Raw genomic sequence first — 23,505 nt, 5'->3', positions numbered from 1 at the left:
CGCGCTACTTCTGGTCCTTCGGGCACCAGTAGAGCTTGCGGCCGGCCATGTCCGCCATCCGGATCTCGGTCCCGCACACCCGACAGGGCTCGCCCTCGCGGTGGTACACCCAGTGGCGGTCCTTCCGCGACCGGACGGCCTTCTTGTGATCGGCCTCGGACAGGTCGTCCATCGTGAGCATGAGGCCGTCCCGGACGCCCGCGTGCAGGAGCTTCGACCAGTCCTGCCACAGCGCCTTCGCCTGCTTGACGGTGATCTTCTTCCCCGGCTTGTACGGGTCGATGCGCTGCCGGAACAGCAGCTCGGCGCGGTAGATGTTGCCGATGCCCGCGACGACCGACTGGTCCATCAGGAGCTGCCCGATCGCGACGTTCCGCTTCCGGACGTTCTCGACGAAGGTCCGCTCGGCCTCCGGGCCGTCGTCGTTGATCGGGTCGGGACCGAGCTTGTCGAGCGCCTTCTGCACGCCGGCGGGGTCCTCGACGACGCAGGCGGTCGGGCCACGGAGGTCGGCGACGGTGTCCTCGGTGAGGATCCGCACCCGCACCTGGCCCACCGGGTCCGGCGGGAACGACTCGATCGGGTCCTCGGCCTTCTCCTGCTCGGCCATCCGGTACCGGGCGAGCCGCGGGGCGCCGATCGACGCGAGCGACTCCTCGCCGTCGCCGTCCTCGGACAGCGCCTCGGCGGAGGAGATCAGGCCCGCGAAGTCCCACGCGCCGTACAGGCCCAGGTGCACGCGGAGGAACAGGTCGTCCTCGAACTCCAGGAACATCTGCTTCGCGACGGCCCGCGCAGCCACCATCTTCTTGCCGTCGAGCTGGGCGGCCCCGGCGGCGAAGCGGCCCTGCGGACTCGACACCTCGCAGCGCTTTCCGACGAAGTGCCGGGAGAACTGGTTCGCGATGCGGTGGACGGAGTGACCCTCTGGCATCGGTCCTGTCTACCCGGGCTACTCGTCGATCTGCCGACCGGCGATGTGCCCCGTCGTCTCGTACTCCGCCAGCTGGGCGATGCGGCGGGCGTGGCGCTCCTCGCCGGAGAAGGGCTCCGCGACGAACAGGTCGACGAAGCGCATGGCCTCGTCCTCGGTGTGCTGGCGGGCGCCGATCGAGATGACGTTGGCGTCGTTGTGCTGGCGGGCGAGCAGCGCGGTGGACTCGTTCCACACGAGCGCGGCCCGGACGCCCTCGACCTTGTTCGCGGCGATCTGCTCGCCGTTCCCCGAGCCGCCGAACACGACACCGAGGGCCTGGACGCCCGCACGCTGGTCCCGCACGACGGCGTGCGCGGCGTTGATGCAGAACGAGGGGTAGTCGTCGAGCGCGTCGTACTCGGTCGGTCCGTGGTCGACGACCTCGTGCCCGGCCTCCGTCAGGTGCTGGGCGAGGGTCTTGGTGAACTCGAGGCCGGCGTGGTCCGTTCCGAGGTGGATGCGCATGTGACCGATCCTATTCCCGCGGGACGACCGCCCTACGCCGCCCGGACCACCACGACGACGTACCGGACGGTGTCCTCGCCGGGGTTCCGGTAGACCACGTCCGCCGGCTCGCCGAGCTCGATCCGGTCCCCTGCGCCGAGGCGGGTGACCTCGCCGCCCGCGACGACCTCGAGCACGCCGTCGACGACCCAGATGCAGTGCCGGAGGAAGGCGTAGGCGCTCGCCGGGTACGCCACCTGCTGTGCGGGCGGCAGGCGGACCTCGGTGACGTCGGCGGGGAACGCGGCGCTCGACACCGGGCGCCGGCGGTACCCCGTCTCCGGGTCGGTCCACGAGTCGGCGGTCGCACCGCGCTGCACGCCCCGCGCGGCGTCGGGGTCGGCCGTGCGCGGGACGTCGTGCTCGAGGGACTCGTCGAGGAGCTGGGAGACCGTGAGCCCGAACGCGCCGGACAGCCGTCCGAGGATCGTCGCGGTCGGGCTCGAGACCCCGCGTTCGACGCGGTTGATCATGGCGCGGGAGACGCCGGACTCCTCGGCGAGCTCGGTGAGGCTCCACTTCCGCTCGGTCCGCAGGCGCTGCAGCCGGTCACCGAGTCGACGCTGCGCGGCGTCGTCCGGGTGCTCGGCGCCCGTCGTGTCGCCGGGTTCCTCGAGCGCCGCGGCGTCGTCTACGATCTGAGACATGACGACAGCATATGCGACGGGCTCCACCGCTCCGGTCACGGTGCGGGACTGCGAGCCGCGGGACCTCGACGTCGTCCACGCACTGCACGTCGACGCCGTCCTGCACTCGACCGCGATCTGGCAGGACGAGCCGCACCCGCGTCCGTGGTTCGACGGCTGGCTCGCCGACCGCCGTGGCGCAGGGCTGCCGGTGCTCGTCGCCGAGGTCGACGGCGTCGTGGCCGGCTACGCGACCTACAGCGCGTTCCGGCCGCACCAGGGGTACCGGCACACCGCCGAGCACAGCGTCTACGTGGTGCCGGCGTTCCGCGGGCGGGGCGTCGCGACGGTCCTGATGGACGCGCTCGTCGACCACGCCCGCGCCGCGGGGGTGCACGTGCTGATGGCGGGCATCTGCTCGTCGAACGTCGGGTCGATCGCCCTGCACGAGCGGCTCGGGTTCACCACCGTGGGCGTCCTGCCCGAGGTCGGGCGGAAGTTCGACCGGTGGCTCGACCTGACCCTGATGCGGTTGCCGCTCGACTGAGCGGCGCACCGGAGGACGGGAGGCGCGTGGCGGGCCCGCACCGCGCCTCCCGTCCGGTCCGCGGTCGCGCATCGCACCCCCGCGCGGACACCGCACCCTGTCGTACTGGGGTGCGGTGTCCGGGCGGGGGTGCGACGGCGAGCAGTCGCGGGCGCGTCTCGTGCGTCGCGGGCGCTACTCGACCGTGTCGAAGATCGGGCCGACGGTGCGCGAGCGCTTGAGCTCGAAGAAGCCGGGGTACTTCGCGACGGCGACGACGCCGTCCCACAGGTCCAGGGCTTCCTGCCCCGTCGGCGCCGGGGAGATCACCGGACCGAAGAACGCGGTGCCCTCGACGGCGATCACCGGGGTGCCGACGTCCTGGCCGACCCGGTCGATGCCCTCCTGGTGGCTCGCACGGACGGCCTGGTCGACCTCGTCGGTCCAGGCGTACTCGAGCAGGTCCGCCTCGAGGTCGAGCTCGCGGAGCACCGCGGGGACGACCTGCTCGGGGACCGACTCCTGGCGGTGGTGGACGTGCTCGCCGAGCGCGTCGTACAGCGGCTTGACGATCTCCTGCCCGTGCCGGAGCTTCGCGGCGGTGACGATGCGCGGGTAGAGCTGCCCCTCGTGGATCCGCTCCCGGTAGTCGTCGGGGATGTCCTGGTCCTCGTTGAGGACGAACAGGCTCATCACCTTCCAGGTCACGTCGAGGTCGCGGTGCCGGGCGACCTCGCCGACCCAGCGGCTCGTCATCCAGGCCCACGGGCAGTTCGGGTCGAACCAGAACTCCACAGCGGTGGGGGTCGTCTCGGTCTTGTCCACAGTCGTCTCGGTCACGATGCGAGCGTACGCGCGCTCGCTAGGCTGATCCCATCGTCCCGACGGCGCACGACGCCGTGCCGGGACCCCCTCACCGCGGACATCGATCGTCCGCGCCGTCAGCGAAGTTGGAGCGTCCGTGCCCGGAGAGAACCTCACCAGAACCGAAGCCCAGGAACGTGCCGCGATCGTCGACGTGCAGACGTACGACGTCGAGCTCGACCTGACCCGCGGCGCCGAGACGTTCGGCAGCACGACGCGGGTCCGGTTCACCGCGACGCCCGGCGCCGCCACGTTCATCGACGCCATCACGAAGACCGTGCACTCGGTCGAGCTGAACGGCACCGCGCTCGACGTCGCCGCCGTGAACGACGGCGTGCGGATCCAGCTCGACGGGCTGCAGGAGCAGAACGAGCTGGTCGTCGTCGCCGACGCGCTCTACACGAACACCGGCGAGGGGCTCCACCGCTTCGTCGACCCGGTGGACGACGAGGTGTACCTGTACTCCCAGTTCGAGGTGCCGGACTCCCGTCGCATGTTCGCGGTGTTCGAGCAGCCCGACCTCAAGGCCGAGTTCTCCTTCACCGTGACCGCCCCGGCGCGCTGGCAGGTCGTCTCGAACGCCCCGACCCCGGAGCCGCACGTCGACGGCGAGGTCGCAACGTGGGCGTTCCCCCCGACGGCCCGCATCTCGAGCTACATCACCGCGCTCGTCGCCGGCCCGTACGAGGTCGTGCGCGACGAGCTGACCAGCCGTGACGGCCGGACCATCCCGCTCGGTGTCTTCGCGCGTCGCTCGCTGGCCGAGTACCTCGACCCCGAGTACGTGTTCGAGACCACGAAGAAGGGCTTCGCGTACTTCGAGGAGAAGTTCGACGTCGCCTACCCCTTCGAGAAGTACGACCAGCTCTTCGTGCCCGAGTTCAACGCCGGCGCGATGGAGAACGCCGGTGCTGTCACCTTCACCGAGACCTACGTGTTCCGCTCGAAGGTCACCGACGCCATCAAGGAGCGCCGGGTCGTCACGATCCTGCACGAGCTCGCGCACATGTGGTTCGGCGACCTCGTCACGATGAAGTGGTGGAACGACCTCTGGCTGAACGAGTCGTTCGCGGAGTGGGCGTCCACCATCGCCACGGCCGAGGCCACCGAGTGGACCGAGGCGTGGACGACCTTCCAGGCGATGGAGAAGTCCTGGGCGTACCGCCAGGACCAGCTCCCCTCGACGCACCCGATCGTCGCGACGATCAACGACCTCGAGGACGTCCAGGTCAACTTCGACGGCATCACGTACGCCAAGGGCGGCTCGGTCCTCAAGCAGCTCGTGGCGTGGGTCGGCATCGACGCGTTCTTCGCGGGCGTCTCGGCGTACTTCAAGAAGCACCACCACGGCAACACCGAGCTGCGCGACCTGCTCGTCGAGCTCGAGGCGACCAGCGGCCGCGACCTGTCCGAGTGGTCGAAGCTGTGGCTCGAGACCGCCGGCGTGAACACGCTCCGTCCGGAGATCCAGGTCGACGAGTCCGGCGTGATCACGTCCTTCGCCGTCCTGCAGGAGGCACCGGCCGACCACCCGACGCTCCGCCCGCACCGCCTGGCGATCGGCGTCTACGGGTTCGTCGCCGACGAGACCGCCCCGTTCGGCGCGGACACCGCGTCCTCGGGCGGCAAGCTCGAGCGCACCCACCGCGTCGAGATCGACGTGGACGGCGCCCGGACCGAGGTCCCCGAGCTCGTCGGCGTGCACCGCGGCGACCTCGTGCTGCTCAACGACGACGACCTGGCGTACGCCAAGATCCGCCTCGACGAGCAGTCCCGCCGCACCGCGATCGAGCACCTCGCCGCGATCGCGAACCCCCTCGCCCGGTCGATCGTCTGGGGCGCGATGTGGGACGCGACGCGCGACGCCGAGTCCCCCGCGAGCGACTACGTCCGGCTCGTGCTCGGCAACATCGCGACCGAGACCGAGTCGACGACCATCCGCACCACGCTGTCGCAGCTCCTGCTCTCGGCCCGCAACTACGTCGCGCCGGCCAAGGTCGAGGCCACCGTCCGCACCGTCGGCGACACGCTCTGGCAGCTCGCCAGCGCCGCGGCCGCCGGGTCGGATGCGCAGTTCCAGTTCGTGAAGTTCTTCGCGCAGATCGCCTCGACGCCGGAGCACGTGGTGACGCTGCAGGGCCTTCGTGACGGTTCGGTCACGCTCCCGGGGCTCGAGATCGACACCGACCTGCGCTGGGAGCTCCTCGAGGGGCTGGTGCTCGCGGGCGCCGCCGGCGACGCCGAGGTGGACGCCGAGCTCGCCGCGGACAAGACCGCGTCGGGCGAGCAGGCCGCGGCCCGCGCCCGTGCGACCATCCCGACGGCCGAGGGCAAGCTCGCGGCGTTCTCGTCGCTGGTCGACTCGGACGAGCTGCCGAACGCCATCGTGCGGCAGACGACGGTCGGGTTCCAGCACACGAACAGCCCGGTCGTGCTCGAGGGACTGGTGTCGGGGTACTTCGACGTCCTCACCCGCATCTGGGCCGAGCGCAGCTACCACATGGCCGACACGATCGTGACGGGGCTCTACCCGGCACCGCTCGCGTCCGTCGAGCTCCGTGACGCCGCGCACGCCTGGCTCGCGGCGCACCCGGAGACCCCGGCCCTCCGCCGCATCGTGTCGGAGAACGTCGCCGGTACCGAGCGCGCGCTGCGCGTCCAGGCGGCCGACGCCTGACCTGCGTCGGACGACCACGCACGGGCGGGGCCTCGGTGATCCTCAGGGGTCGCCGAGGCCCCGCCCTCTAGCATCGATCGGATCATGAACCTGGCTGCGACCTCGACCGACGACGTCCCCAAGTGGATGTCGAACACCTTCACCCAGTTCGTCGACACCTGGCACGTGCCGATCGTCATCGTCATCACGCTCCTCGCGGCGGTCATCGTCCGGCTCGTCCTCCGCCACACGATCAAGGGCGTGGTCGAGCGGGTCGTCACCGGGGCCAAGCGCCGCCAGAACGTGGAGGACACCCAGGCGCTCGTCGCCTCCCCCGTCCAGACCGCCCGCGTCGTGCAGCGGACCCGCACGCTGGGCAGCGTGCTCGAGAACCTGGCGACGGTCGTCGTCGTGCTCATCGCCCTCGCGGTGATCATCCCGCTCGTGCTGCCGAACGCCGCGGTCGGCATCGTCGGCGGCGCCTCGCTCATCGCCGCGGGCCTGGCGGTCGGTGCCCAGAGCATCGTCAAGGACCTGCTGTCCGGGGTCTTCATGATCCTCGAGGACCAGGCGGGCGTCGGCGACGTCGTCGACACCGGGCCCGCGACCGGCGTCGTCGAGAACGTCGGGCTCCGCGTCATGCAGATCCGCGACGTCAACGGCATCCTGTGGTTCGTCCCGAACGGGCAGATCCTGCGGGTCGGGAACCTCTCGCAGGGCTGGTCGCGCGTGCTCGTCGACATCACCGTGCCGTACGACACGGACATCGACGCCGTCCAGGACGCGCTGCTCCGTGCCGCCGTCACGATGTCGCAGGAGCCCCGGTGGCGCCAGCGGATCGTCGAGAAGCCGGAGATCTGGGGCATGCAGTCGATCAGCGACGCGGGCATGGTGTTCCGCCTCGTCGTGAAGACCCGCGCGTCCGAGCTCGACGTCGTCGGTCGCGAGCTCCGGGTCCGCCTGAAGCGCGCCGTCGACGAGCTCGGGGTGACCCTGCCGGCGATGGCGATGATCATGCCGGAGGGCTGGGAGAACGCCACCTCGATCAACGGTCTGCGCTCGGTCCGGACCCAGCCGACGCCGGCACCGACGAAGTCCCGAGGGGGCAAGCGTGGCAACCTGTTCGGACGGGCGATCCGCACGGACGACCAGGACCGCGACCAGGATCCCGGGAAGGACCACCAGTGAACGATCCGATCCCCGGCCCCGGCTCGGGCCCCGGTGGCGTCCCGGCGCAACCGATCACGCTGCGCGTCGGCGAGCACGGGGCGTCGGCGACCGGTTCGCTCTACGAGCGGATCGGCGGCGCGCCGACGTTCGACCGGCTGGTCCGGCGGTTCTACGAGGGCGTCCAGCAGGACGACGTGATCTGGCCGATGTACCCAGCGGACGACCTCGAGGGTGCGATCTGGCGCCTGTCGGCCTTCCTGCAGCAGTACTGGGGCGGCCCCGGCACCTACAGCGAGGAGCGCGGGCACCCGCGGCTGCGGATGCGGCACAACCCGTTCCGCATCACGCCCGAGGCCCGCGAGCGCTGGCTGCACCACATGCACGACGCGGTGGAGTCGCTCGACCTCGCGCCCCTCGACGAAGCCGAGCTCTGGGCCTACCTCGACCGTGCCGCCCACGCGATGACGAACACGTTCGACTGACCGCGGACCGGCTCGCGTCGGCGACGCGACCAGCAGACGGACGGGAGGATCGTGGCGGGCCCGCCACGATCCTCCCGTCCGTCTGCTCCCCCGCTCGGAGCGGTGCGGACTACCGGACGTAGGACCCGTCGGCCAGGTCCTCGACCAGGGTCGGCCGCGTGGGGTGCCAGCCGAGGTCGGCGCGCGCGTGCGCGCCCGAGGCCTCCTGGTGCAGCAGCAGGGCGTCCGCGAAGTCGGCCCCCAGGCGCTCGCGCGACGCGTCGACGCTCTCCGCGACGACCGGTGAGCCGTGCGCGCCCGCCTCGGCCACCTCGCGCAGCGTCGGGTTGTCGCCGGACGCAGCCACCACGTAGCCGTCCTGCTCGGCGGCGTGCACCGCGAGCACGTACAGCTCGCCGAGGTCGTCGATGTGCACCGTCGTCCAGCGCTGGGAGCCGTCGCCGACCAGGCGGACCTCGTGCTCGCCGTCGCCGACGAACATCGCCGGGATGCCGGCGCCGCGGCCGTAGACGATGCCGGGCGCGACGATCGTCGTCCGCGCGGCGCTCGCCCGCACGCGTGCCTCGATCGGGGCGCGCCACGCGGTGAGGGCCGGCGGGTCCACCGGCGACTGCTCCGAGATGTCCGTCGAGTTCCCGAACGTGAAGATCCCGCCCGTGTGCACGAACGGCTTCGGGGTCCCCGCGAGGGCCTCGGCCACGGTCTCCGTGAAGTCCGGGTCGACGTCCGCGGCCGAGGCCGTGTGCACGACCGCGTCGGACTCGTGGGCGAGCCGGCGGACGACGTCGGTGTCCGTGACGTCGCCGACGATCGCGTGGCCGCCCGCGTCCCGGACGGCCTGCGCCTTCTGGTCGGAGCGGACGAGGGCCGTGACCTCGTGCCCGTGGGCGACGAGGGCGCGGAGGACGGAGGAGCCGATGTAGCCGGACGCACCGGTGAGGAAGACCTGCATGCCGTCACCCAACCACGCGTGTCATGGTGCGGGGTGGACGTGGCGGTCTGGTCCGCTCAGGCAGGCGGTCGCGGCGGCGTCGTCGGCCGGTCGGTCGTCGTCGATCAACGCTGGGCGGCTTCGGTTCGGGGTCAGATGCTGAGGGACCAGGCGCGGCGCTTCACGAGGACGTGCCCGCGCGACGTCGTGAGCCGGCTCCACGGTCCGGTCTCGAACAGCCGGACGGGGTCGTGCCCGAGGAACCCGAGGCTCTCCCCCGCGAAACCCGCGCCGGCCGGCAGGTGCTCGATCCCGGGCACCGGACGGCCCCACACCTCGGACCGGATGCGGCGCACGATCGCCTCGCCCGCACTCGCCGGGACGGCGTCCGCGACCTCGGCGATGCCGTCGCGAGCGGCACGGCGGAGGAGTTCCGGCGAGACGTCCGGCAGGGGCACCCACCCACCGCGAGGGGGGCTGATCGCCGCCCAGGTGACGGTGTGCACCTCGTGCGGGAGCTCGACCTCGATCGGGGTCGCCCGGGTCGGGTCGGCTCCGTCGGCGCGTTCGGCGTCGTGGTGCTCGGCGAGCAAGCGGAGACGTTCCTGCAGGGACGCGAGCGGCACCACGGCGTCGATCGTCGCGGGCTCGGTGAGCGAGAACGTGCGGAGGCCGAGCACCGTCGGCAGCTCGTCGAGCAGGCCGAGCGGGTAGAGGATCGCCGTGTACACCGCGAGGACGCCCGAGTCGGCGACGAGCCGGACGGACCCGTCCTCGATGCGGGCAGCGCGTCCGAGGTAGGTGCGGAGGTCGCCGAGCGAGGCGGCGTCGGGAAGCGTGAACGAGGTGCCCATGTCGGGTCCGATCCTACCGGGGGCCGGTTCGTAGACTGCGGGTGTGAACGGCGAACCCGACTTCCTCAGCACCCTGCGCCTCCAGGACACCGGCGCGAGCACGGGCGAGACGATCCTGACCGGGGCGAGCCACTGGTCCCCCGGCGGGCGGGTCTTCGGCGGGCAGGTCCTGGCGCAGTGCATCGTCGCCGCGCAGGCCACGATCGAGGGCCGTGACATCCACTCGATGCACGGCTACTTCCTGCGCCCTGGCGACATCGACGTCCCGATCACCTTCGGGGTGGAGCGCATCCACGACGGCCGGTCCTTCGCGACCCGACGCGTGCAGGCGTACCAGCGGGGCGTGCCGATCTTCTCGATGATCGCCTCGTTCCAACGCCCCGACGAGGGCGTCGAACACCAGGACCCGTTCCCCGTCGACGTCCCCGAGCCGGAGTCGCTGCCGTCCGCGGCGTCGATCCTGTCCGCGATCGACCACCCCGTCGCACAGGCCTGGGCCGAGCGCTCCATCGACCTGCGGCACGTCGAGGGCCCGGTCTTCGTCGACGTGCAGGGCGAGCAGGTGCCGCACCAGGCGGTGTGGTTCCGCGTGGAAGGAGCGCTGCCGGCCGATCCTGCCCTGCACCGTGCGGTCTTGGGGTACGCGAGCGACATGTCGATCCTGGAGCCGATCATGCGGCGGCACGGGGTGGCCTGGGGAACGCCGGGGGTGAAGAGCGCGAGCCTGGACCACGCGATGTGGTGGCACCGGGACGGTCGCGCCGATGACTGGGTGCTGTACGTGCAGGAGTCCCCGAGTGCGCAGGGCGGGCGGGGACTGGCGTTCGGCCGGATGTTCGCGCGGGACGGGCGGTTGCTGGCATCGGTGGCGCAGGAGGGGATGATGCGCGTCCCGCGGTGAGGGGTGCGCTTCGAGCTGCGTGCCGTGCCGTTCCGCGGTGCAGTGTGCGCTCGCACAACCGGAAGCGCACCGCGCCGCAGATCGTCATGGTGCGCTGTGCTCCCGGTTGTGCGGAGGCGCAGGTCCGCATCTGGGCCGGGCTCGGCCCAGCCGGGGTCGGCCGGGTCAGGGCCGGGCTCGGCCCAGCCGGGGTCGGCCGGGTCAGGGCCCGGCTCGGCCCAGCCGGGGTCGGCCGGGTCAGGGCCGGGCTCGGCCCAGCCGGGGTCGGCCGGGTCAGGGCCGGGAGAACTCGACCGGCGGCTCGGCGAACTGCTCACACGCGGCACGCTCGACGGCGGTCAGGCGTCGCGGCCGGTTCGTCGCGGCGTCGACCATCACCAGCGCCGTGGTGGCACGGGTGTACAGGACGGCGGGCTCGACGCCGACGGGCGACCAGACCTCGTACGACACGTCGATGCTCGCGCCGCCGATCCGCCCGATCCACATCTGCACGTCCAGCGGTCGGCGCAGGTACGGGATCGACGCGAGGTACTCGAGTCGCTGCGCCGCGATCACCGTCATCGTGCCCGATCCCGGGCGTCCGTCGATGATCGGGTCGGGCAGGTCACCATCGCCGTTCGCGTCCGCGGGGTCGTGCCCCCAGAACCCCACGATGCGCGCCTCTTCCAGGAGGCGCAGCATCGCGGAGTTGTTGACGTGACCGTACGCGTCGATGTCGCTCCACCGCATGCGGATCGGAGCGTGCAGTCTCGCCACGGGTCAGTCGCGCGTGAGCTTGCGGTAGGTCGCGCGGCCCGGCTTCGCGGCGTCGGCACCGAGGCGCTCGACCTTGTTCTCCTCGTAGGCCTCGAAGTTGCCCTCGAACCAGTACCAGTTCGGCGTGCCGTCCTCGTTCAGGCCCTCCCACGCGAGGATGTGGGTCGCGATCCGGTCGAGGAACCAGCGGTCGTGGGTGATCACGACGGCGCAGCCCGGGTACTCGAGCAGGGCGTTCTCGAGGCTGCCGAGGGTCTCGACGTCGAGGTCGTTGGTCGGCTCGTCGAGGAGCAGGAGGTTGCCGCCCTGCTTGAGCGTGAGCGCGAGGTTCAGACGGTTGCGCTCACCACCCGACAGCACGCCGGCCTTCTTCTGCTGGTCCGGCCCCTTGAAGCCGAACTGCGACACGTAGGCGCGGGACGGGATCTCGGTCTTGCCCACCTGGATGTAGTCGAGTCCGTCGGACACGACCTCCCACAGGTTCTTGTTCGGGTCGATGCCACCGCGGCTCTGGTCGACGTACGAGATGTCGACCGTCTCGCCGATCTTCAGCGTGCCGGCGTCGAGCGGCTCGAGACCGACGATCGTCTTGAACAGCGTGGTCTTGCCGACGCCGTTCGGGCCGATCACGCCGACGATGCCGTTGCGGGGCAGCGTGAACGACAGGTCGTCGATGATGACGCGCTCACCGAACTGCTTGTGCAGCTTCTCGGCGTCGATGACCTGCGAACCCAGACGCGGGCCAACGGGGATGACGATCTCCTCGAAGTCGAGCTTCCGCGTGCGCTCGGCCTCGGACACCATCTCCTCGTAGCGGGCGAGGCGGGCCTTGGACTTCGCCTGGCGGCCCTTCTGGTTGCTGCGGACCCAGTCGAGCTCCGAGGACAGACGCTTCGCGAGCTTGGCGTCCTTCTTGCCCTGGACCTCGAGACGAGCGCGCTTCTTCTCGAGGTAGGTCGAGTAGTTGCCCTCGTACGGGTACAGGCGTCCGCGGTCGACCTCGGCGATCCACTGCGCGACGTGGTCGAGGAAGTACCGGTCGTGGGTCACGGCCAGGACGGCACCGTGGTACTGCTGCAGGTGCTGCTCGAGCCAGAGCACGGACTCGGCGTCGAGGTGGTTGGTGGGCTCGTCGAGGAGGAGCAGGTCGGGCTTCTGCAGCAGGAGCTTGCAGAGCGCGACGCGGCGCTTCTCACCGCCGGACAGGTGCGTGACGAGCTCGTCACCCGGGGGGCACTGGAGCGCGGCCATGGCCTGCTCGAGCTGGGAGTCGAGGTCCCACGCGTCGGCGGCGTCGATCTCCTCCTGCAGGGTGCCCATCTCGGCGAGGAGCGCGTCGAAGTCGGCGTCCGGCTCGGCCATCAGCGCGGAGATCTCGTTAAAGCGCGTGATCTTGCCGTGGATCTCGCCCACGCCCTCTTGTACGTTCTCGAGGACGGTCTTCGACTCGTCGAGCTCGGGCTCCTGCATGAGGATGCCGACGGTGAAGCCCGGGGTCAGCTTCGCCTCGCCGTTGGACGGCTGGTCGAGACCCGCCATGATCTTGAGGATCGTCGACTTGCCCGCACCGTTCGGCCCCACGACGCCGATCTTGGCGCCGGGGAGGAACGACATCGTGACGTCGTCGAGGATCAGCTTGTCGCCGACCGACTTGCGGGCGCGGACCATCTGGTAGATGTACTCAGCCATATCGCGCCCAGTCTACTGACACCCCGCCGCGTCGGCGCCCCCGGATGTCGGCGCTGCCGCAGGTCACGCCGCTGCCCGCCCCGCTGCGTCGACGTCGTCGGGGTCCGCGCTGTCGGCCGTGTCGGCTCCGGTGCCCAGGTCAGCGGGCAGCACCGCCGGCGGCGCGAACTGCCCCTCGAGCGCGACCTCCGTGTGCCGCGCTGCCTCGGCGGGCTCCGGCAGGTCGTCCCGCTGGACGGGCCCGCCGTCGGCGAGCGCCCCGTCGGTCCCGGCACCGTCGTCGGCGCCGTGGACCTCTCCGGTCTGCGGGTCGATCGTCGGCGACGTCCCCGGAGCCGCACTGTGCTCGTTCGCGTGCCGCGGCACGCGGATCCAGTTGCTGATGCCCCACGCGAGGTCGTGGCCGAGTCCCTCGGCGTCGATCTCGACCGAGGTGCCACCCCGGCCGTCGCGTTCCCACGTCCGGATGCGGACGCGGCCCGTCACGACGACGCGGTCGCCCTTCTTCAGGGACTTGTGGACGTTCGCCGCGAGGGAGCGGAACGCGGTGACCGTGTACCAGTTCGTGGCGCCGTTGGTCCACGTGGAGGTCGAGCGGTCCCACCGGCGGGACGGGGACGCGAGCCGCATGCTCGTGATGGCGATGCCGGTGTCGGTGACGAGGTGGCGGGGCTCGGTGGCGATGATCCCGCAGACGGTGATGGTGTCGTTCATGCCTCGATCGTGCGCGAGCCCCGGGGCGCGGAAGCGCCCCGGGGCTCGCCCTGTGGACCGATCATCTGCAGAGGTGGGTTGTGGAGGACGAGTCTCCCCGTGCCTCCAGGCCGGCCCGTCGCGACCATGCGCCGGACCGATGCCCCGACTGGATCAGTGCGCTCGGAACTCCGGCCGGTCCGCGAGCGGACCGAGGGCCGCGTGCACCGCACCCTTCGCGGACGCCAGCGACGGGTACGTTCCCCCGCCGGATCCCGATCGTCCGTAGAGCTCGACGTGGAACCCGTCCGAGGCGCGGTGGATGCTGCCCACCGCGCCGGCCGGTCCGACCGCCACCCAGGTCCCGGTGTTGTCCATCATCGTTCGACCACCTCCTCGTGGCCCCGACGCCCGTGTCTCAGGACGCCAGGATGTACTGACTGTAGGCCTTGCGGACCTTGTTCACCTTGGGCAGTGCGACCGCCATGCAGTAGCCCTGCCCGGGGTTCTTCGCGAAGAAGTCCTGGTGGTACTCCTCCGCACGGTAGAAGGTACCCAGCGGCTCGAGCGTCGTGACGATGCCACCGTCCCAGATGTCCGATGCACGCTGGATCGCCTGCTCGAACAGCGCGCGCTGCTCGTCGTCCGCCGGGAACATGGCCGAGCGGTACTGGGTGCCGACGTCAGCGCCCTGCCGGTTCAGCTGGCGCGGGTCGTGGAGCGTGAAGAAGACGTCGAGGATGACGTCGGCTGGGATGACCGACTCGTCGAACGTCACCGCGACCGCCTCGGCGTGGCCGGTGGCGCCGGTGCACACGGCCTCGTACGACGGGTTCTCCGTCGCGCCGCCGACGTAGCCCGAGACCACGTCCTGCACGCCCTGGAGCGTGCGGTACACGGCGTCGAGACACCAGAAACATCCACCTGCGAGCACGAACGTCGTCATGGGGGGAACCTACCTTCCTGGGCTCCGAGGGAGCCGCGATCCGGGTTGCCTCCTCCACAACCCGCACCGGGGCCGTGGTGTTCCCCAGGGCGGCCCGGGCGCGGCGCGGCTGTCGGTGGCGGTCCGTAGCGTTCCCCGCACACACCGCGACCGACCACCAGGAGGCACCACGTGCAGCGCACCACCGAACCCGCGTTCCGCATCCGCACCGCGCCCGTCGCGCGCAGCCGCGGCGACCTCCGGGTGCTCGACGTCCGCGACGACCTGAGCCGCGTCACCCGCGCCAACGGCGAGGTCGTCGGATACGTCGACCGGGTGGACGTCGCCGGCGGGACGGCGTACCGCGCACGCCGCTACGTCGCGACCGAACGACGCTTCGTCGAGCTGCCGAACGTGTGGTCCGCCGACGATGCCGTGGACTGCCTCCGGTGGGGTTGAGCGGAAGCGACGGAACGCCGCGCCACCTCCCCGTGCCCGGGCAATTCCGTGCGTAGGGTTCGCCCATGGACTGGTGGAACGAGCTGACCGACTGGACGTCGTCCGACAACGGGTGGCGTGTGCTGTCCGGCGCGATCATCCCCTTCGTGGCCATCGTCGTGGCCGGCATCATCGCCGCGCTGATCGGCCGCGGTGCGACGAAGCGCGTCGTCGCGATGCAGGAGCGCGAGAGCCGGAACGCGGCCGTCGCTGGTGTCGTCTCCGCGGCGCGCAAGGCGGCGACGTGGGGTTCCCTCGGGCACGACGAGCGGTCGTACGCCGACCACCTCGCCGAGGACGCCGACATCCGACTGCGGCTGCTCCCCGTGAGCGGTGCGCCCCTCGCGGCGAACTGGGCGCAGCACGAGATCGCCGACATCAAGAAGAACTCGTCGACGTTCAGCTTCCAGGCCGACCAGTCCCTCGCCGAGTTCCGCGACCGGATGCTCGAGTGGCAGGCCCGTCCGAACCGTGCCAAGAAGCTCTTCAAGGCCGACCTCGAGCGGTGGAAGTTCGACTCGCCGGATCCCGACGCCGAACTGATCGCCCGCCAGCAGGACTGGAGCGCGGACCAGCAGGACCGCCGCGAGCAGGACCGGCCGTCCGCACCGGCGCCGACCCCCGAGCGTCCGACCCCGACGACGACCGGTCTGCGACCGGCATCCCAGCAGCCTGGAGGCACGCCCTCCCCCGCCGCGCCCGTCGCCTCCTCCGCCGCTCAGGCTCCGGCACCCGCTTCGGCAGCGACACCGGCAGCGACCTCCGCGCCGTGGTCCGCGCGCTCCGGCAGCGAGGGCGCGACCACCACGCGCGCCTACGGCGAGGGTGAGACCACCCCGCTCGACGGTGCTCCGATCCGCCCTGCACTCGGTTCGCCCGTCGCATCGCGCAACGACGTGCCGCAGCGACCGGCGGCCTCGGTCGACCGTTCGGACGACGACGCGGTCGACGATCGTGCCGACGACCGCACCGTGGATCGGTCCGTGGACCGCTCCGACGATGTCCGACCAGCCTCGGCTCTGCGCATCGCCTCCCCCACCGCAGCCGACGCGCACGTGAACCGCGCGACCGCATCGGGCTACGGGGCGTCCACGACGAACACCACCTCGATCCCGACGCGCGTCGCCGATGCTCCGGCCGAGCCGAAGGACTCGGACGAGACGGACGAGTCGCCCTACACGCAGCCGATCAGCGCGAGTGAGCTCCGACGCCGCGCCGCTGACGACGAGGACTGAACCCCACCACCGGTCTGCAGCGAGAGGCCGCCATCCCGACGGATGGCGGCCTCTCGTCGTCGGTGCCCCCGGCAGGAATCGAACCCGCGGCACGGTGGGTAGAAACCACCTGCTCTATCCACTGAGCTACGGAGGCGGACGGCGTCGATTCTAGCCTCGGCGCTCCGCGAGGTGCTGCACGAACCGGTCGACCTCGCGCTGCGTCCGGAGGTGCACTATTCGCAGGTGCGGGGCGGTGTGGACGAGTGCGGGCACCCGCTTCCGACTCTCGTGACGCACGCGGATCCCCCACCGGACGATGTGGCCCGGGTCGGTGAAGAACGTCCACAGCGGCGGCTCGATGTTCCCGTTCCACAGGGGTGTGCGCCGGAGACGTCGTCGGAGGGTCCGTCGCACGAGCCGCCAGAGGGCGACCGGGACGGGGAGGTCGATCCAGACGAGGGTGTCCGCGCGGGCGGCGAGCATGTCCCGGGCGAGTGTGTACTGCCACTCGGTCACCCAGGTCGGCTCGCTGGTGTACGCCTCGACCTCCGCGAGGAAGGACTCCCGCGGCGTCCAGTCCGGCCCGTGGTAGATCGAGTCGATCTCGGTGTGCCGCATGCCGAGCGCGCGTCCGATGCGTCCGGCGGTCGTGGTCTTGCCGACGCCTGTCGTCCCGGCGACCAGGACACGGCGGGGCTCCGGGACGAGGACGTCGTCGGCACCGAGCATCCCCCGACCCTAGCCCCGCGGCGAGTGGGCGGAAGCGGCTCGCCCTGCGCGGTCGACCGTGCACGTTCCGCCCGCTCGCGCTCCCCCCACGCTGCCCGCTCGCCGTCCCGCGCACTCCCCGCGCCCGCCCAGGACCGAGCGGGCGGAATCTGCGGCCGCAATGCCCGGACGGCCGCGGGTTCCGCCCGCTCGCGCTGCCGCCCGCCACCCCGCGTGCCGAACGGGCGGAACCCGCTCGGCCAACGTGACCGCCCGGGCACACATCGCCCGCTCGCGCTCTCCCGACCCCGCGCCCCCCCCCCCCCCCCCCCCCCCCCCCCCCCCGCCCCCCCCCCCCCCCCCCGCCCCCCCCCCCCCCCCCCCCCCCCCCCCCCCGCGTGCCGAACGGGCGGAACCCGCTCGGTGCGCACGACCCCTCGGACACATACCGCCCGCTCGCGCTGCCGCCCGCGCCCGCGCCCGCGCCCGCGACGCGGAGGGTTCCCCGGCCGTCTCCCTGTCGTTCGTCTCAGGGACACCGCGCCGCCGTACCGTCCGGTGCATGCGCTCCAGCGGAACCGTCGTGGCCGTCGTGCCCGCCCGCGCCGGTTCGAAGGGCATCCCGGGGAAGAACCTGCGGCCCGTCGGGGGGAGGTCGCTCGTCCGCCGTGCCGTCGAGGCAGCGCTCCGCACGGAGACCATCGAAACCGTGGTGGTGTCGACGGACGGGGACGCCATCGCCGCCGAGGCCACCGCCGCCGGTGCCCGGGTCATCCGTCGCCCGGACGAGCTCTCCGGCGACGAGGCGACCTCGGAGTCGGCGCTGCTCCACGCCCTCGACGCCCTCGACCCCCTCGCGACGTTGAGCAACGCAGACCAGCAGGACCAGCACGACCAGCCCCGCGACCCAGAGGTCCTCGTCTTCCTGCAGGCCACCTCGCCGTTCATCGACCCGGTCGACCTGGACGCCGCGGTCCGCCGCGTGCTCGACGACCACGCGGACGTGGTGTTCGCCGCAGCTCCCTCACACGCGTTCCTCTGGCGCACGGACGCCCAGGGCCGGGCGGTCGCGGTCAACCACGACGCCGCCATCCGACCGCGCCGCCAGGACCGGGAACCCGAGTACCGCGAGACCGGCGCCTTCTACGTCCTGCGCACGAGGGGCCTCCGGGAGCACCGACACCGCTTCTTCGGTCGGGTCGAGCTCGCGGTCGTGGATCCCCGGGGCGCGATCGACGTCGACGACCCGGCCGACCTGGCCCTGGCGTCCTCGCTCGCTCACACCCTCGACCGAGCGGCCGGACACCCGGCGAACCCGCACGCAGATCGCCAGACGACGAGGCCTGCAGCCGCGTCCGGAACCGCCCGCTGGCCCCTCGCAGCCACGACCGACCGGATCCCGAACCCGCACCCGCACCCGCACCAACAGAACGGAACCCCATGACCGTCTCCATCGGCACGTCCACCATCGGCGCCGGCCACCCCGCGTACCTGATCGGCGAGATCGGCCTGAACCACAACGGCGACGTCGACATCGCGAAGCGGCTCATCGACGTCGCAGCGGACGCCGGGCTGCAGGCCGTCAAGTTCCAGAAGCGCACCCCGGCGATCTCGACGCCCGAGCACATGAAGCAGATGCCGCGCAGCACCCCGTGGGGTGAGATGACCTACCTGGAGTACCGCCACCGCGTCGAGTTCGACCGCGAGCAGTACATCGAGATCGGTGACCACGCGACCCTCCGCGGCCTCGACTGGTTCGCGTCGCCGTGGGACGAGCCGAGCGTCGCCTTCCTCGAGGACCTGAACGTCGTGGCGTACAAGATCGCCTCGGCCTCGGTGACGGACCTCGGGCTCCTCGCGGCCGTGGCGGCGACGGGTAAGCCGGTCATCCTGTCGACCGGGATGTCGACGCTCGAGCAGATCGACCGCGCCGTCGAGGCCCTCGGCACCGAGCGACTGGTCCTCATGCACGCGACGTCGACCTACCCGCTCCCCGCCGAGGAGGCCAACCTCCGCATGATCGACACCCTCGCCGGTCGCTACGCCGGGGTGCCGGTCGGGTACTCCGGGCACGAACCGGGGCTGCAGATCTCCCTCGCCGCGGTCGCGCTCGGCGCCACGGTCGTCGAGCGCCACATCACGCTCGACCGCACGATGTGGGGCTCCGACCACGCCGCCTCGCTCGAGCCGCACGGCCTGCAGACGCTCGCCCGCGACGTCCGGATCATCGAGACCGCACTCGGCGACGGGATCAAGAGGATCTTCCCGGGCGAGCAGGCGCCCATGGCCAAGCTCCGCCGCGTCGGCGCGTGAGCGGATGCAGTGCCGATTCCGCCGGCGGGCGAGCAGGCGCCCATGGCCAAGCTCCGCCGCGTCGGCGCGTGAGCGGATGCAGAGCCGATTCCGCCGGCGGGCGAGCAGGCACCGATGGCCAAGCTCCGCCGCGTCGGCGCGTGAGCCAGCGGGACCGGTGAGCGGGGCGCGCGCGTGAGCGACGGACGTCGCGAGCCGACCGACGGACTGGAGGCGCGCCTCCCGTCCGCCACCCGACCCCGCGTCCGACGCGTGGTCGGCCTGGTCGACACCGACTCGTTCGCGAAGTGGGGCGCCCACATGCTCGCCGACGCTCCCGCGCACTGGCAGCTGGAGCTGCTCGTCGTCGACACCCCGAGGTCGGCGAGCCCTGCGCAGCTCCGGTCCGCGTTCCGGGGTCTGGACGGCCGACTCGGGCACCTCGCAGCGGCACCGCCGGCGCCCCTCGGGGTCGACGCCCTCGTCGACCGGCTGCGGGCGGACCCGCCGGACGCGGTCCTGGTGGCGTGCATCGGCCCGGTGGCGGAGCTCCTGGTCGACGAGGTCGTCCGTCGGGTCCCGCGGCGGCCGGTGCTCCTGACGGGGCTGCCCGGCATCTCGTACCCGGCGAAGTGGAAGGGCGTATTCTTCCGCGCGCGGGCCGACGTGTTCGTGCTGCACAGCCATCGCGAGGTCCGCGCCTACCGTGCCCTCGCGTCAGCGGGCGGGATCGAACCCGCGTTCGCCCTCGCGACGTTGCCCTTCGCCCGCTCGCGGGGGCAGGGCGGGCACGGGGACGAGCGGGCGGGCGGACGGGGCGACGAGCGGGGCAGGGACGCGGTCGTGTTCGCGGCGCAGCCGAGCGTGCCCGCGGACCTCGAGGACCGCCGGCGCGTCGTGGGCTGGCTCGTCGAGACCGCCCGACGCCACCCGGAGTGGCGAGTCGTCGTCAAGGTCCGTGCGGCGGCCGGGGAGCACCAGACGCACCGGGAGCAGTGGCCCTACCCGGAACTGCTGCCCGCCGACCGGCCCGCGAACCTCGTGGTCGAGAGCGGTCCGATGGCGCAGCACCTCGACCGGGCGGTGGCGCTCGTGACGATCAGTTCGACGGCGGTCCTCGAGGCCGTGGCCCGCGGCGTCCCGGCGTTGACGCTGACGGACTTCGGGGTCTCGCGCGCGCTCATCAACGAGGTGTTCGTGGACAGCGGGCTCGAGGGCGACGCCGTCGACCTCGTCGAGGGACGCTTCGGGACCGTCCGACCCGAGTGGCTGCACGACAACCACTTCCACCCGCCCGCGGAGGACGACTGGGCCGACCGCGCCGAGGAGCTCATGGCGCTCCGGGACGCGGGCGCCCTGGAGGTACGACCGGCCGCTCGGCGGAGCGGCGGCGGTGCGCTGCGTCGGGCGTGGGAGCGGAAGAACGCCCTCGGGTCGGCCGACCGGACGGCGATCGGCGTCGTCGCGCTCGTCCTCGGCACGCCGGTGCGGACCGTGAAGCGCGTGCTCCGTCGACTGCGGCGGGTGGTGCTGCGACCCGGCGCGAGCGACGCGGCACTCGTGCTGCCACCCCGTTCCCAGCGGGACGCCGTGGGAGCCGGCACTGGGGGTGCGAACCGAACCACCTGACCGGGTGGGCGGCGGGGCGGAGCCGCACCGTGCCTCCAGGCCGTTCGTCAGCAGGCTTCCGTGACCGGCGGGGCGGACGTCAGAGCGCCTTCGCCACCGCCACCAGCAGCTGGTCGCGGGACGGGACGCCGGGCGAGCGGAAGACCTCGGTGCCGTCCTCGCGTCGGACGATGATCGTGGGCGTCGAGCGGATGCCGACGGCCTCGGCGCCGTCGGGGTCGGCGGCCACGTCGCGTTCGCGCACGGCCAGTCCGGGGACGAGGGCCGCCGCCTCACCGGCGACGCGGCGGGCCGCAGCGCATGGCGCGCAGAAGGCGGAGGTCCACAGGTCGAGTCGCACGGAGGGCACAACGCAGCGAGCGCCGCGTGCACTCCCGATCGGATCGGGGCACGCGGCGCTCGCCGGGTCGACCCGGGCGGTGTGGCTACTCGCGGTCGAACTCGCCGCTGCGGTCCCCGCGGTCCTGCAGGTCGTCGACCGGGTCGGAGTCATCGGCGTCGTAGGCGTACTCGACCGAGGTCTGGTCGAGCACCTGACGGGTCTTGGTGGCCTTGTAGGTGAAGGCCGTCTGCAGGCCCTCGACGTCGGCGTACACCGTGACCTGGTCGTCCACCGCGTCGCTCGTCGCGGTGCGGGTGTCGGTCGTCCCGTCGAAGGGGCCACCGTGGAAGATCGCGGTGTACTCGTCGCCCTCGTGGATGGTGATGTCGCTCATGCGTCCCTTGTACCAGGGCCGACCTGTTGACGGATGCATAGGTCGGCTATATAGTTTTGCTATGGAATCAACCAGGGCGCAGACGATCGAGACGCTCCTCGTCTCGGTGAACCGCCTGATCCGCGCAGCCGCGCAGGCGACGGGGAACCCGACCTCAGCGGCCGTGTGGCGCACGCTCGGCATCCTCGAGACCGACCAGCCCCTGCGGCTCGGTGAGCTCGCGGCACTGTCCCGCGTCGCACAGCCGACCATGACCCGGCTCGTCGCGGGGATGCTCGCGGACGGGCTCGTCACCCGCACCGTCGACCCGGACGACTCCCGCGGGCAGCTCATCGCGATCACGCCGGCCGGCCACGACCGCCTCGTGACCTGGCGGGCCACCATCACCGAGACCGTCGGGCCCGTGTTCGCCGACCTGGACGACGACGAGTGGGACGTGCTGCACGACGCGGCCGCCGTCATCGCGTCGCGGGTCGCCGTGCCACTCGCCGCTCCTCCCCCTGGTGGACCGGGCGCCAGCCCGTCGTCGACCACCAGCCCGTCCCCCACCAGCCCGTCGTCCACCAGATCGGAGATCCACGCGTGAACGCCCACGCCCCCGCTGCCTCGGGCAGCATCCTCAAGCAGTCCTCCGCGGTCTGGGCGATCGCCTTCGCCTGCGTCGTCGCCTTCATGGGCATCGGCCTCGTCGACCCGATCCTCCCCGCCATCGCGACCTCGCTGCATGCGACCGCGGCACAGACCGAGCTGCTCTTCACGAGCTACCTCGCCGTCACCGGTGTCGCGATGTTCTTCACCAGCTGGGTGTCGAGCCGCATCGGGGCGAAGAACACCCTGCTCATCGGGCTCGCCCTCATCGTGGTGTTCTCGGTGCTCGCCGCCACGTCGGGCAGCGTCTGGAACATCATCGGGTTCCGCGCCGGCTGGGGGCTCGGGAACGCGCTCTTCATCTCCACCGCACTCGCGACCATCGTGGGCGCGGCCTCGGGCGGCACCGCGTCGGCGATCATCCTGTACGAGGCGGCGCTCGGCCTCGGCATCGCCGTCGGCCCGCTCGTCGGTGGCCTGCTCGGCTCGGTGAGCTGGCGCGGCCCGTTCTTCGGCGTCACGACGCTCATGGCCGTCGCGTTCATCGCCGTCGTCGCGCTCCTCAAGAGCTCCGGGCTCGAGAAGCCCACGCCCACCCGGCTCTCCGCCCCGTTCCGTGCCCTGCGCCGACCGGCACTCGCGGCCCTGGCGGCCACCGCGCTCTTCTACAACATCGGCTTCTTCGTCCTGCTCGCCTACACGCCGTTCCCGCTCGGCTTCGGCGCACTCGGCATCGGCTTCACGTTCTTCGGCTGGGGCGTCGGGCTCGCGGTCACCTCGGTGTGGGTCGCTCCGATGCTCACCGCCCGGCTCCGTCGCACGACGGTCCTGAAGATCGCGCTGCCCCTGCTCGCGCTCGACCTGTTCGCCGCAGCCGTCGTCGTGCGGTCGCAGCCGGGCCTGATCGTCTGCGTGATCGTCGGCGGACTCGTGCTCGGTGTCCTGAACACCGTGCTCACCGAGTGCGTCATGGAGGCGACGGACCTCCCCCGCTCCGTCGCCTCGAGCGCGTACTCCGCGGTGCGCTTCATCGGTGGCGCGATCGCCCCGCCGGTCGCGACGCTGCTCGCCGACGCGATCGCCCCCTCGGCGGCGTACGTGTTCGCCGGGGTCTCGGTGGCGATCGCGTTCGTGGTGGTCGTCGCGACGACGAAGGTCCTGCGCAGGGTCGACGACGGAGCCGAGCCGGAGCGGGTCGAGGCCGAGGCGATCTCGGCGGGCGAGATGGTCTGACGCCTGGCACGGGGCTGACCGGACGGCTCGGGGTGCTGCGGCGCTCCGGGCCGTCCGTGCATGTGCAGGGG

The 23,505-nt window shown here is 72.0% G+C and carries 26 protein-coding genes and 1 tRNA gene; 12 read left to right on the top strand and 15 right to left on the bottom strand.

Going from position 1 to position 23,505, the window contains the following annotated elements; all coding sequences use genetic code 11:
- Positions 1 to 4: 4 nt before the first annotated feature.
- From DEU32_RS01635 to DEU32_RS01625, 3 genes are read right to left on the bottom strand one after another with little or no spacing between them, the layout of a single operon-like run.
- Positions 5 to 934, bottom strand: a complete 930-nt coding sequence (locus DEU32_RS01635) for an Fpg/Nei family DNA glycosylase (protein ID WP_114849046.1) — start codon at positions 932 to 934, stop codon at positions 5 to 7.
- Between the two features lie 18 nt (positions 935 to 952).
- A complete protein-coding gene (locus DEU32_RS01630; RefSeq protein WP_058740432.1) occupies positions 953 to 1,441 on the bottom strand; it encodes a ribose-5-phosphate isomerase in 489 nt (162 codons plus the stop codon).
- Between the two features lie 32 nt (positions 1,442 to 1,473).
- Positions 1,474 to 2,127, bottom strand: coding sequence for a helix-turn-helix domain-containing protein (locus DEU32_RS01625; RefSeq protein WP_114849045.1), 654 nt, complete (start codon positions 2,125 to 2,127; stop codon positions 1,474 to 1,476).
- Between DEU32_RS01625 and DEU32_RS01620 the strand changes: the two genes are divergently transcribed.
- Positions 2,126 to 2,653, top strand: a complete 528-nt coding sequence (locus tag DEU32_RS01620; RefSeq protein ID WP_114849044.1) for a GNAT family N-acetyltransferase — start codon at positions 2,126 to 2,128, stop codon at positions 2,651 to 2,653. The two genes, DEU32_RS01625 and DEU32_RS01620, sit on opposite strands and share 2 nt — an antisense overlap.
- A 174-nt stretch (positions 2,654 to 2,827) precedes the next feature.
- Here DEU32_RS01620 and DEU32_RS01615 read toward each other — a convergent pair whose 3' ends face one another.
- A complete protein-coding gene (locus DEU32_RS01615) occupies positions 2,828 to 3,457 on the bottom strand; it encodes a DsbA family protein (protein WP_114849043.1) in 630 nt (209 codons plus the stop codon).
- A gap of 136 nt (positions 3,458 to 3,593) precedes the next feature.
- Here DEU32_RS01615 and pepN point away from each other — a divergent pair, with 136 nt between their 5' ends.
- From pepN to DEU32_RS01600, 3 genes are all read left to right on the top strand, one after another.
- Positions 3,594 to 6,173, top strand: a complete 2,580-nt coding sequence (pepN, locus tag DEU32_RS01610) for an aminopeptidase N (RefSeq protein ID WP_114849042.1) — start codon at positions 3,594 to 3,596, stop codon at positions 6,171 to 6,173.
- 84 nt (positions 6,174 to 6,257) lie between these two features.
- Positions 6,258 to 7,340: a mechanosensitive ion channel family protein gene (locus tag DEU32_RS01605; RefSeq protein WP_114849041.1), complete on the top strand. Its 1,083-nt coding sequence runs from the start codon at positions 6,258 to 6,260 to the stop codon at positions 7,338 to 7,340.
- A 59-nt stretch (positions 7,341 to 7,399) separates the two neighbouring features.
- Positions 7,400 to 7,804, top strand: a complete 405-nt coding sequence (locus DEU32_RS01600; protein WP_058740442.1) for a globin — start codon at positions 7,400 to 7,402, stop codon at positions 7,802 to 7,804.
- 109 nt (positions 7,805 to 7,913) lie between these two features.
- Here DEU32_RS01600 and DEU32_RS01595 read toward each other — a convergent pair whose 3' ends face one another.
- Together DEU32_RS01595 and DEU32_RS01590 are read right to left on the bottom strand one after the other, a co-directional pair.
- Complete coding sequence (locus DEU32_RS01595; RefSeq protein WP_114849040.1) at positions 7,914 to 8,756, bottom strand: NAD-dependent epimerase/dehydratase family protein; 843 nt, start codon at positions 8,754 to 8,756, stop codon at positions 7,914 to 7,916.
- 131 nt (positions 8,757 to 8,887) lie between these two features.
- On the bottom strand, positions 8,888 to 9,589 hold the full coding sequence (locus DEU32_RS01590) for a hypothetical protein (protein ID WP_114849039.1): 702 nt from the start codon (positions 9,587 to 9,589) through the stop codon (positions 8,888 to 8,890).
- A gap of 43 nt (positions 9,590 to 9,632) precedes the next feature.
- Here DEU32_RS01590 and DEU32_RS01585 point away from each other — a divergent pair, with 43 nt between their 5' ends.
- Positions 9,633 to 10,490 carry an acyl-CoA thioesterase II gene (locus DEU32_RS01585; protein ID WP_114849038.1) on the top strand — a complete coding sequence of 286 codons (858 nt, stop codon included), beginning with the start codon at positions 9,633 to 9,635 and terminating at the stop codon, positions 10,488 to 10,490.
- Positions 10,491 to 10,763: 273 nt separating this feature from the next.
- Here the strand turns inward: DEU32_RS01585 and DEU32_RS01580 are convergent, their stop codons facing one another.
- The 5 genes from DEU32_RS01580 to msrA all read right to left on the bottom strand — a co-directional run bounded on the left by DEU32_RS01580 (position 10,764) and on the right by msrA (position 14,574).
- Positions 10,764 to 11,219 carry a thioesterase family protein gene (locus DEU32_RS01580; RefSeq protein ID WP_114849037.1) on the bottom strand — a complete coding sequence of 152 codons (456 nt, stop codon included), beginning with the start codon at positions 11,217 to 11,219 and terminating at the stop codon, positions 10,764 to 10,766.
- Positions 11,220 to 11,249: 30 nt separating this feature from the next.
- The gene (ettA, locus tag DEU32_RS01575) at positions 11,250 to 12,935 is read right to left on the bottom strand and encodes an energy-dependent translational throttle protein EttA (RefSeq protein ID WP_058742559.1); all 1,686 of its coding nucleotides are present in this window, start codon (positions 12,933 to 12,935) and stop codon (positions 11,250 to 11,252) included.
- 63 nt (positions 12,936 to 12,998) lie between these two features.
- Positions 12,999 to 13,649 carry a single-stranded DNA-binding protein gene (locus tag DEU32_RS01570; RefSeq protein ID WP_114849036.1) on the bottom strand — a complete coding sequence of 217 codons (651 nt, stop codon included), beginning with the start codon at positions 13,647 to 13,649 and terminating at the stop codon, positions 12,999 to 13,001.
- 153 nt (positions 13,650 to 13,802) lie between these two features.
- Positions 13,803 to 14,009 carry a methyltransferase gene (locus DEU32_RS01565; RefSeq protein WP_114849035.1) on the bottom strand — a complete coding sequence of 69 codons (207 nt, stop codon included), beginning with the start codon at positions 14,007 to 14,009 and terminating at the stop codon, positions 13,803 to 13,805.
- A gap of 37 nt (positions 14,010 to 14,046) precedes the next feature.
- Positions 14,047 to 14,574 (bottom strand): peptide-methionine (S)-S-oxide reductase MsrA, encoded by a 528-nt coding sequence (gene msrA, locus DEU32_RS01560; protein WP_114849034.1) that lies wholly within the window; start codon positions 14,572 to 14,574, stop codon positions 14,047 to 14,049.
- A 171-nt stretch (positions 14,575 to 14,745) separates the two neighbouring features.
- Here msrA and DEU32_RS01555 point away from each other — a divergent pair, with 171 nt between their 5' ends.
- Complete coding sequence (locus tag DEU32_RS01555) at positions 14,746 to 15,012, top strand: hypothetical protein (RefSeq protein ID WP_058742563.1); 267 nt, start codon at positions 14,746 to 14,748, stop codon at positions 15,010 to 15,012.
- 65 nt (positions 15,013 to 15,077) lie between these two features.
- Positions 15,078 to 16,286 carry a hypothetical protein gene (locus DEU32_RS01550; protein ID WP_114849033.1) on the top strand — a complete coding sequence of 403 codons (1,209 nt, stop codon included), beginning with the start codon at positions 15,078 to 15,080 and terminating at the stop codon, positions 16,284 to 16,286.
- A gap of 63 nt (positions 16,287 to 16,349) precedes the next feature.
- On the opposite strand, the gene DEU32_RS01545 is transcribed toward DEU32_RS01550, so the two are convergent.
- Positions 16,350 to 16,422: transfer RNA gene (locus tag DEU32_RS01545), tRNA-Arg, on the bottom strand.
- A gap of 14 nt (positions 16,423 to 16,436) precedes the next feature.
- A complete protein-coding gene (locus DEU32_RS01540; RefSeq protein ID WP_114849032.1) occupies positions 16,437 to 16,997 on the bottom strand; it encodes an AAA family ATPase in 561 nt (186 codons plus the stop codon).
- Positions 16,998 to 17,538: 541 nt separating this feature from the next.
- Here DEU32_RS01540 and DEU32_RS01530 point away from each other — a divergent pair.
- The 3 genes from DEU32_RS01530 to DEU32_RS01520 all read left to right on the top strand — a co-directional run bounded on the left by DEU32_RS01530 (position 17,539) and on the right by DEU32_RS01520 (position 20,897).
- Positions 17,539 to 18,420: a cytidylyltransferase domain-containing protein gene (locus DEU32_RS01530; RefSeq protein ID WP_114849031.1), complete on the top strand. Its 882-nt coding sequence runs from the start codon at positions 17,539 to 17,541 to the stop codon at positions 18,418 to 18,420.
- Entirely contained in the window at positions 18,417 to 19,289 is an 873-nt protein-coding gene (locus DEU32_RS01525) for an N-acetylneuraminate synthase family protein (RefSeq protein WP_114849030.1), read from the top strand. Before DEU32_RS01530 ends, DEU32_RS01525 begins: the two co-directional genes overlap by 4 nt.
- 174 nt (positions 19,290 to 19,463) lie before the next feature.
- The gene (locus DEU32_RS01520) at positions 19,464 to 20,897 is read left to right on the top strand and encodes a DUF6716 putative glycosyltransferase (protein WP_114849029.1); all 1,434 of its coding nucleotides are present in this window, start codon (positions 19,464 to 19,466) and stop codon (positions 20,895 to 20,897) included.
- A gap of 79 nt (positions 20,898 to 20,976) precedes the next feature.
- On the opposite strand, the gene DEU32_RS01515 is transcribed toward DEU32_RS01520, so the two are convergent.
- On the bottom strand, positions 20,977 to 21,237 hold the full coding sequence (locus tag DEU32_RS01515; RefSeq protein WP_114849192.1) for a thioredoxin family protein: 261 nt from the start codon (positions 21,235 to 21,237) through the stop codon (positions 20,977 to 20,979).
- 85 nt (positions 21,238 to 21,322) lie between these two features.
- Positions 21,323 to 21,613 (bottom strand): oligoribonuclease, encoded by a 291-nt coding sequence (locus DEU32_RS01510; protein WP_114849028.1) that lies wholly within the window; start codon positions 21,611 to 21,613, stop codon positions 21,323 to 21,325.
- A gap of 61 nt (positions 21,614 to 21,674) precedes the next feature.
- Here DEU32_RS01510 and DEU32_RS01505 point away from each other — a divergent pair, with 61 nt between their 5' ends.
- The gene (locus DEU32_RS01505; RefSeq protein WP_167510024.1) at positions 21,675 to 22,199 is read left to right on the top strand and encodes a MarR family winged helix-turn-helix transcriptional regulator; all 525 of its coding nucleotides are present in this window, start codon (positions 21,675 to 21,677) and stop codon (positions 22,197 to 22,199) included.
- The gene (locus DEU32_RS01500) at positions 22,196 to 23,434 is read left to right on the top strand and encodes an MFS transporter (RefSeq protein WP_114849026.1); all 1,239 of its coding nucleotides are present in this window, start codon (positions 22,196 to 22,198) and stop codon (positions 23,432 to 23,434) included. The genes DEU32_RS01505 and DEU32_RS01500 overlap by 4 nt, the downstream gene beginning before the upstream one ends.
- The last annotated feature ends 71 nt before the right edge of the window (positions 23,435 to 23,505 follow it).

The sequence above is a fragment of the Curtobacterium sp. AG1037 genome (assembly GCF_003349855.1).
GTDB classification, from domain to species: domain Bacteria; phylum Actinomycetota; class Actinomycetes; order Actinomycetales; family Microbacteriaceae; genus Curtobacterium; species Curtobacterium citreum.
This window is presented reverse-complemented; position numbering and strand designations above follow the sequence as displayed.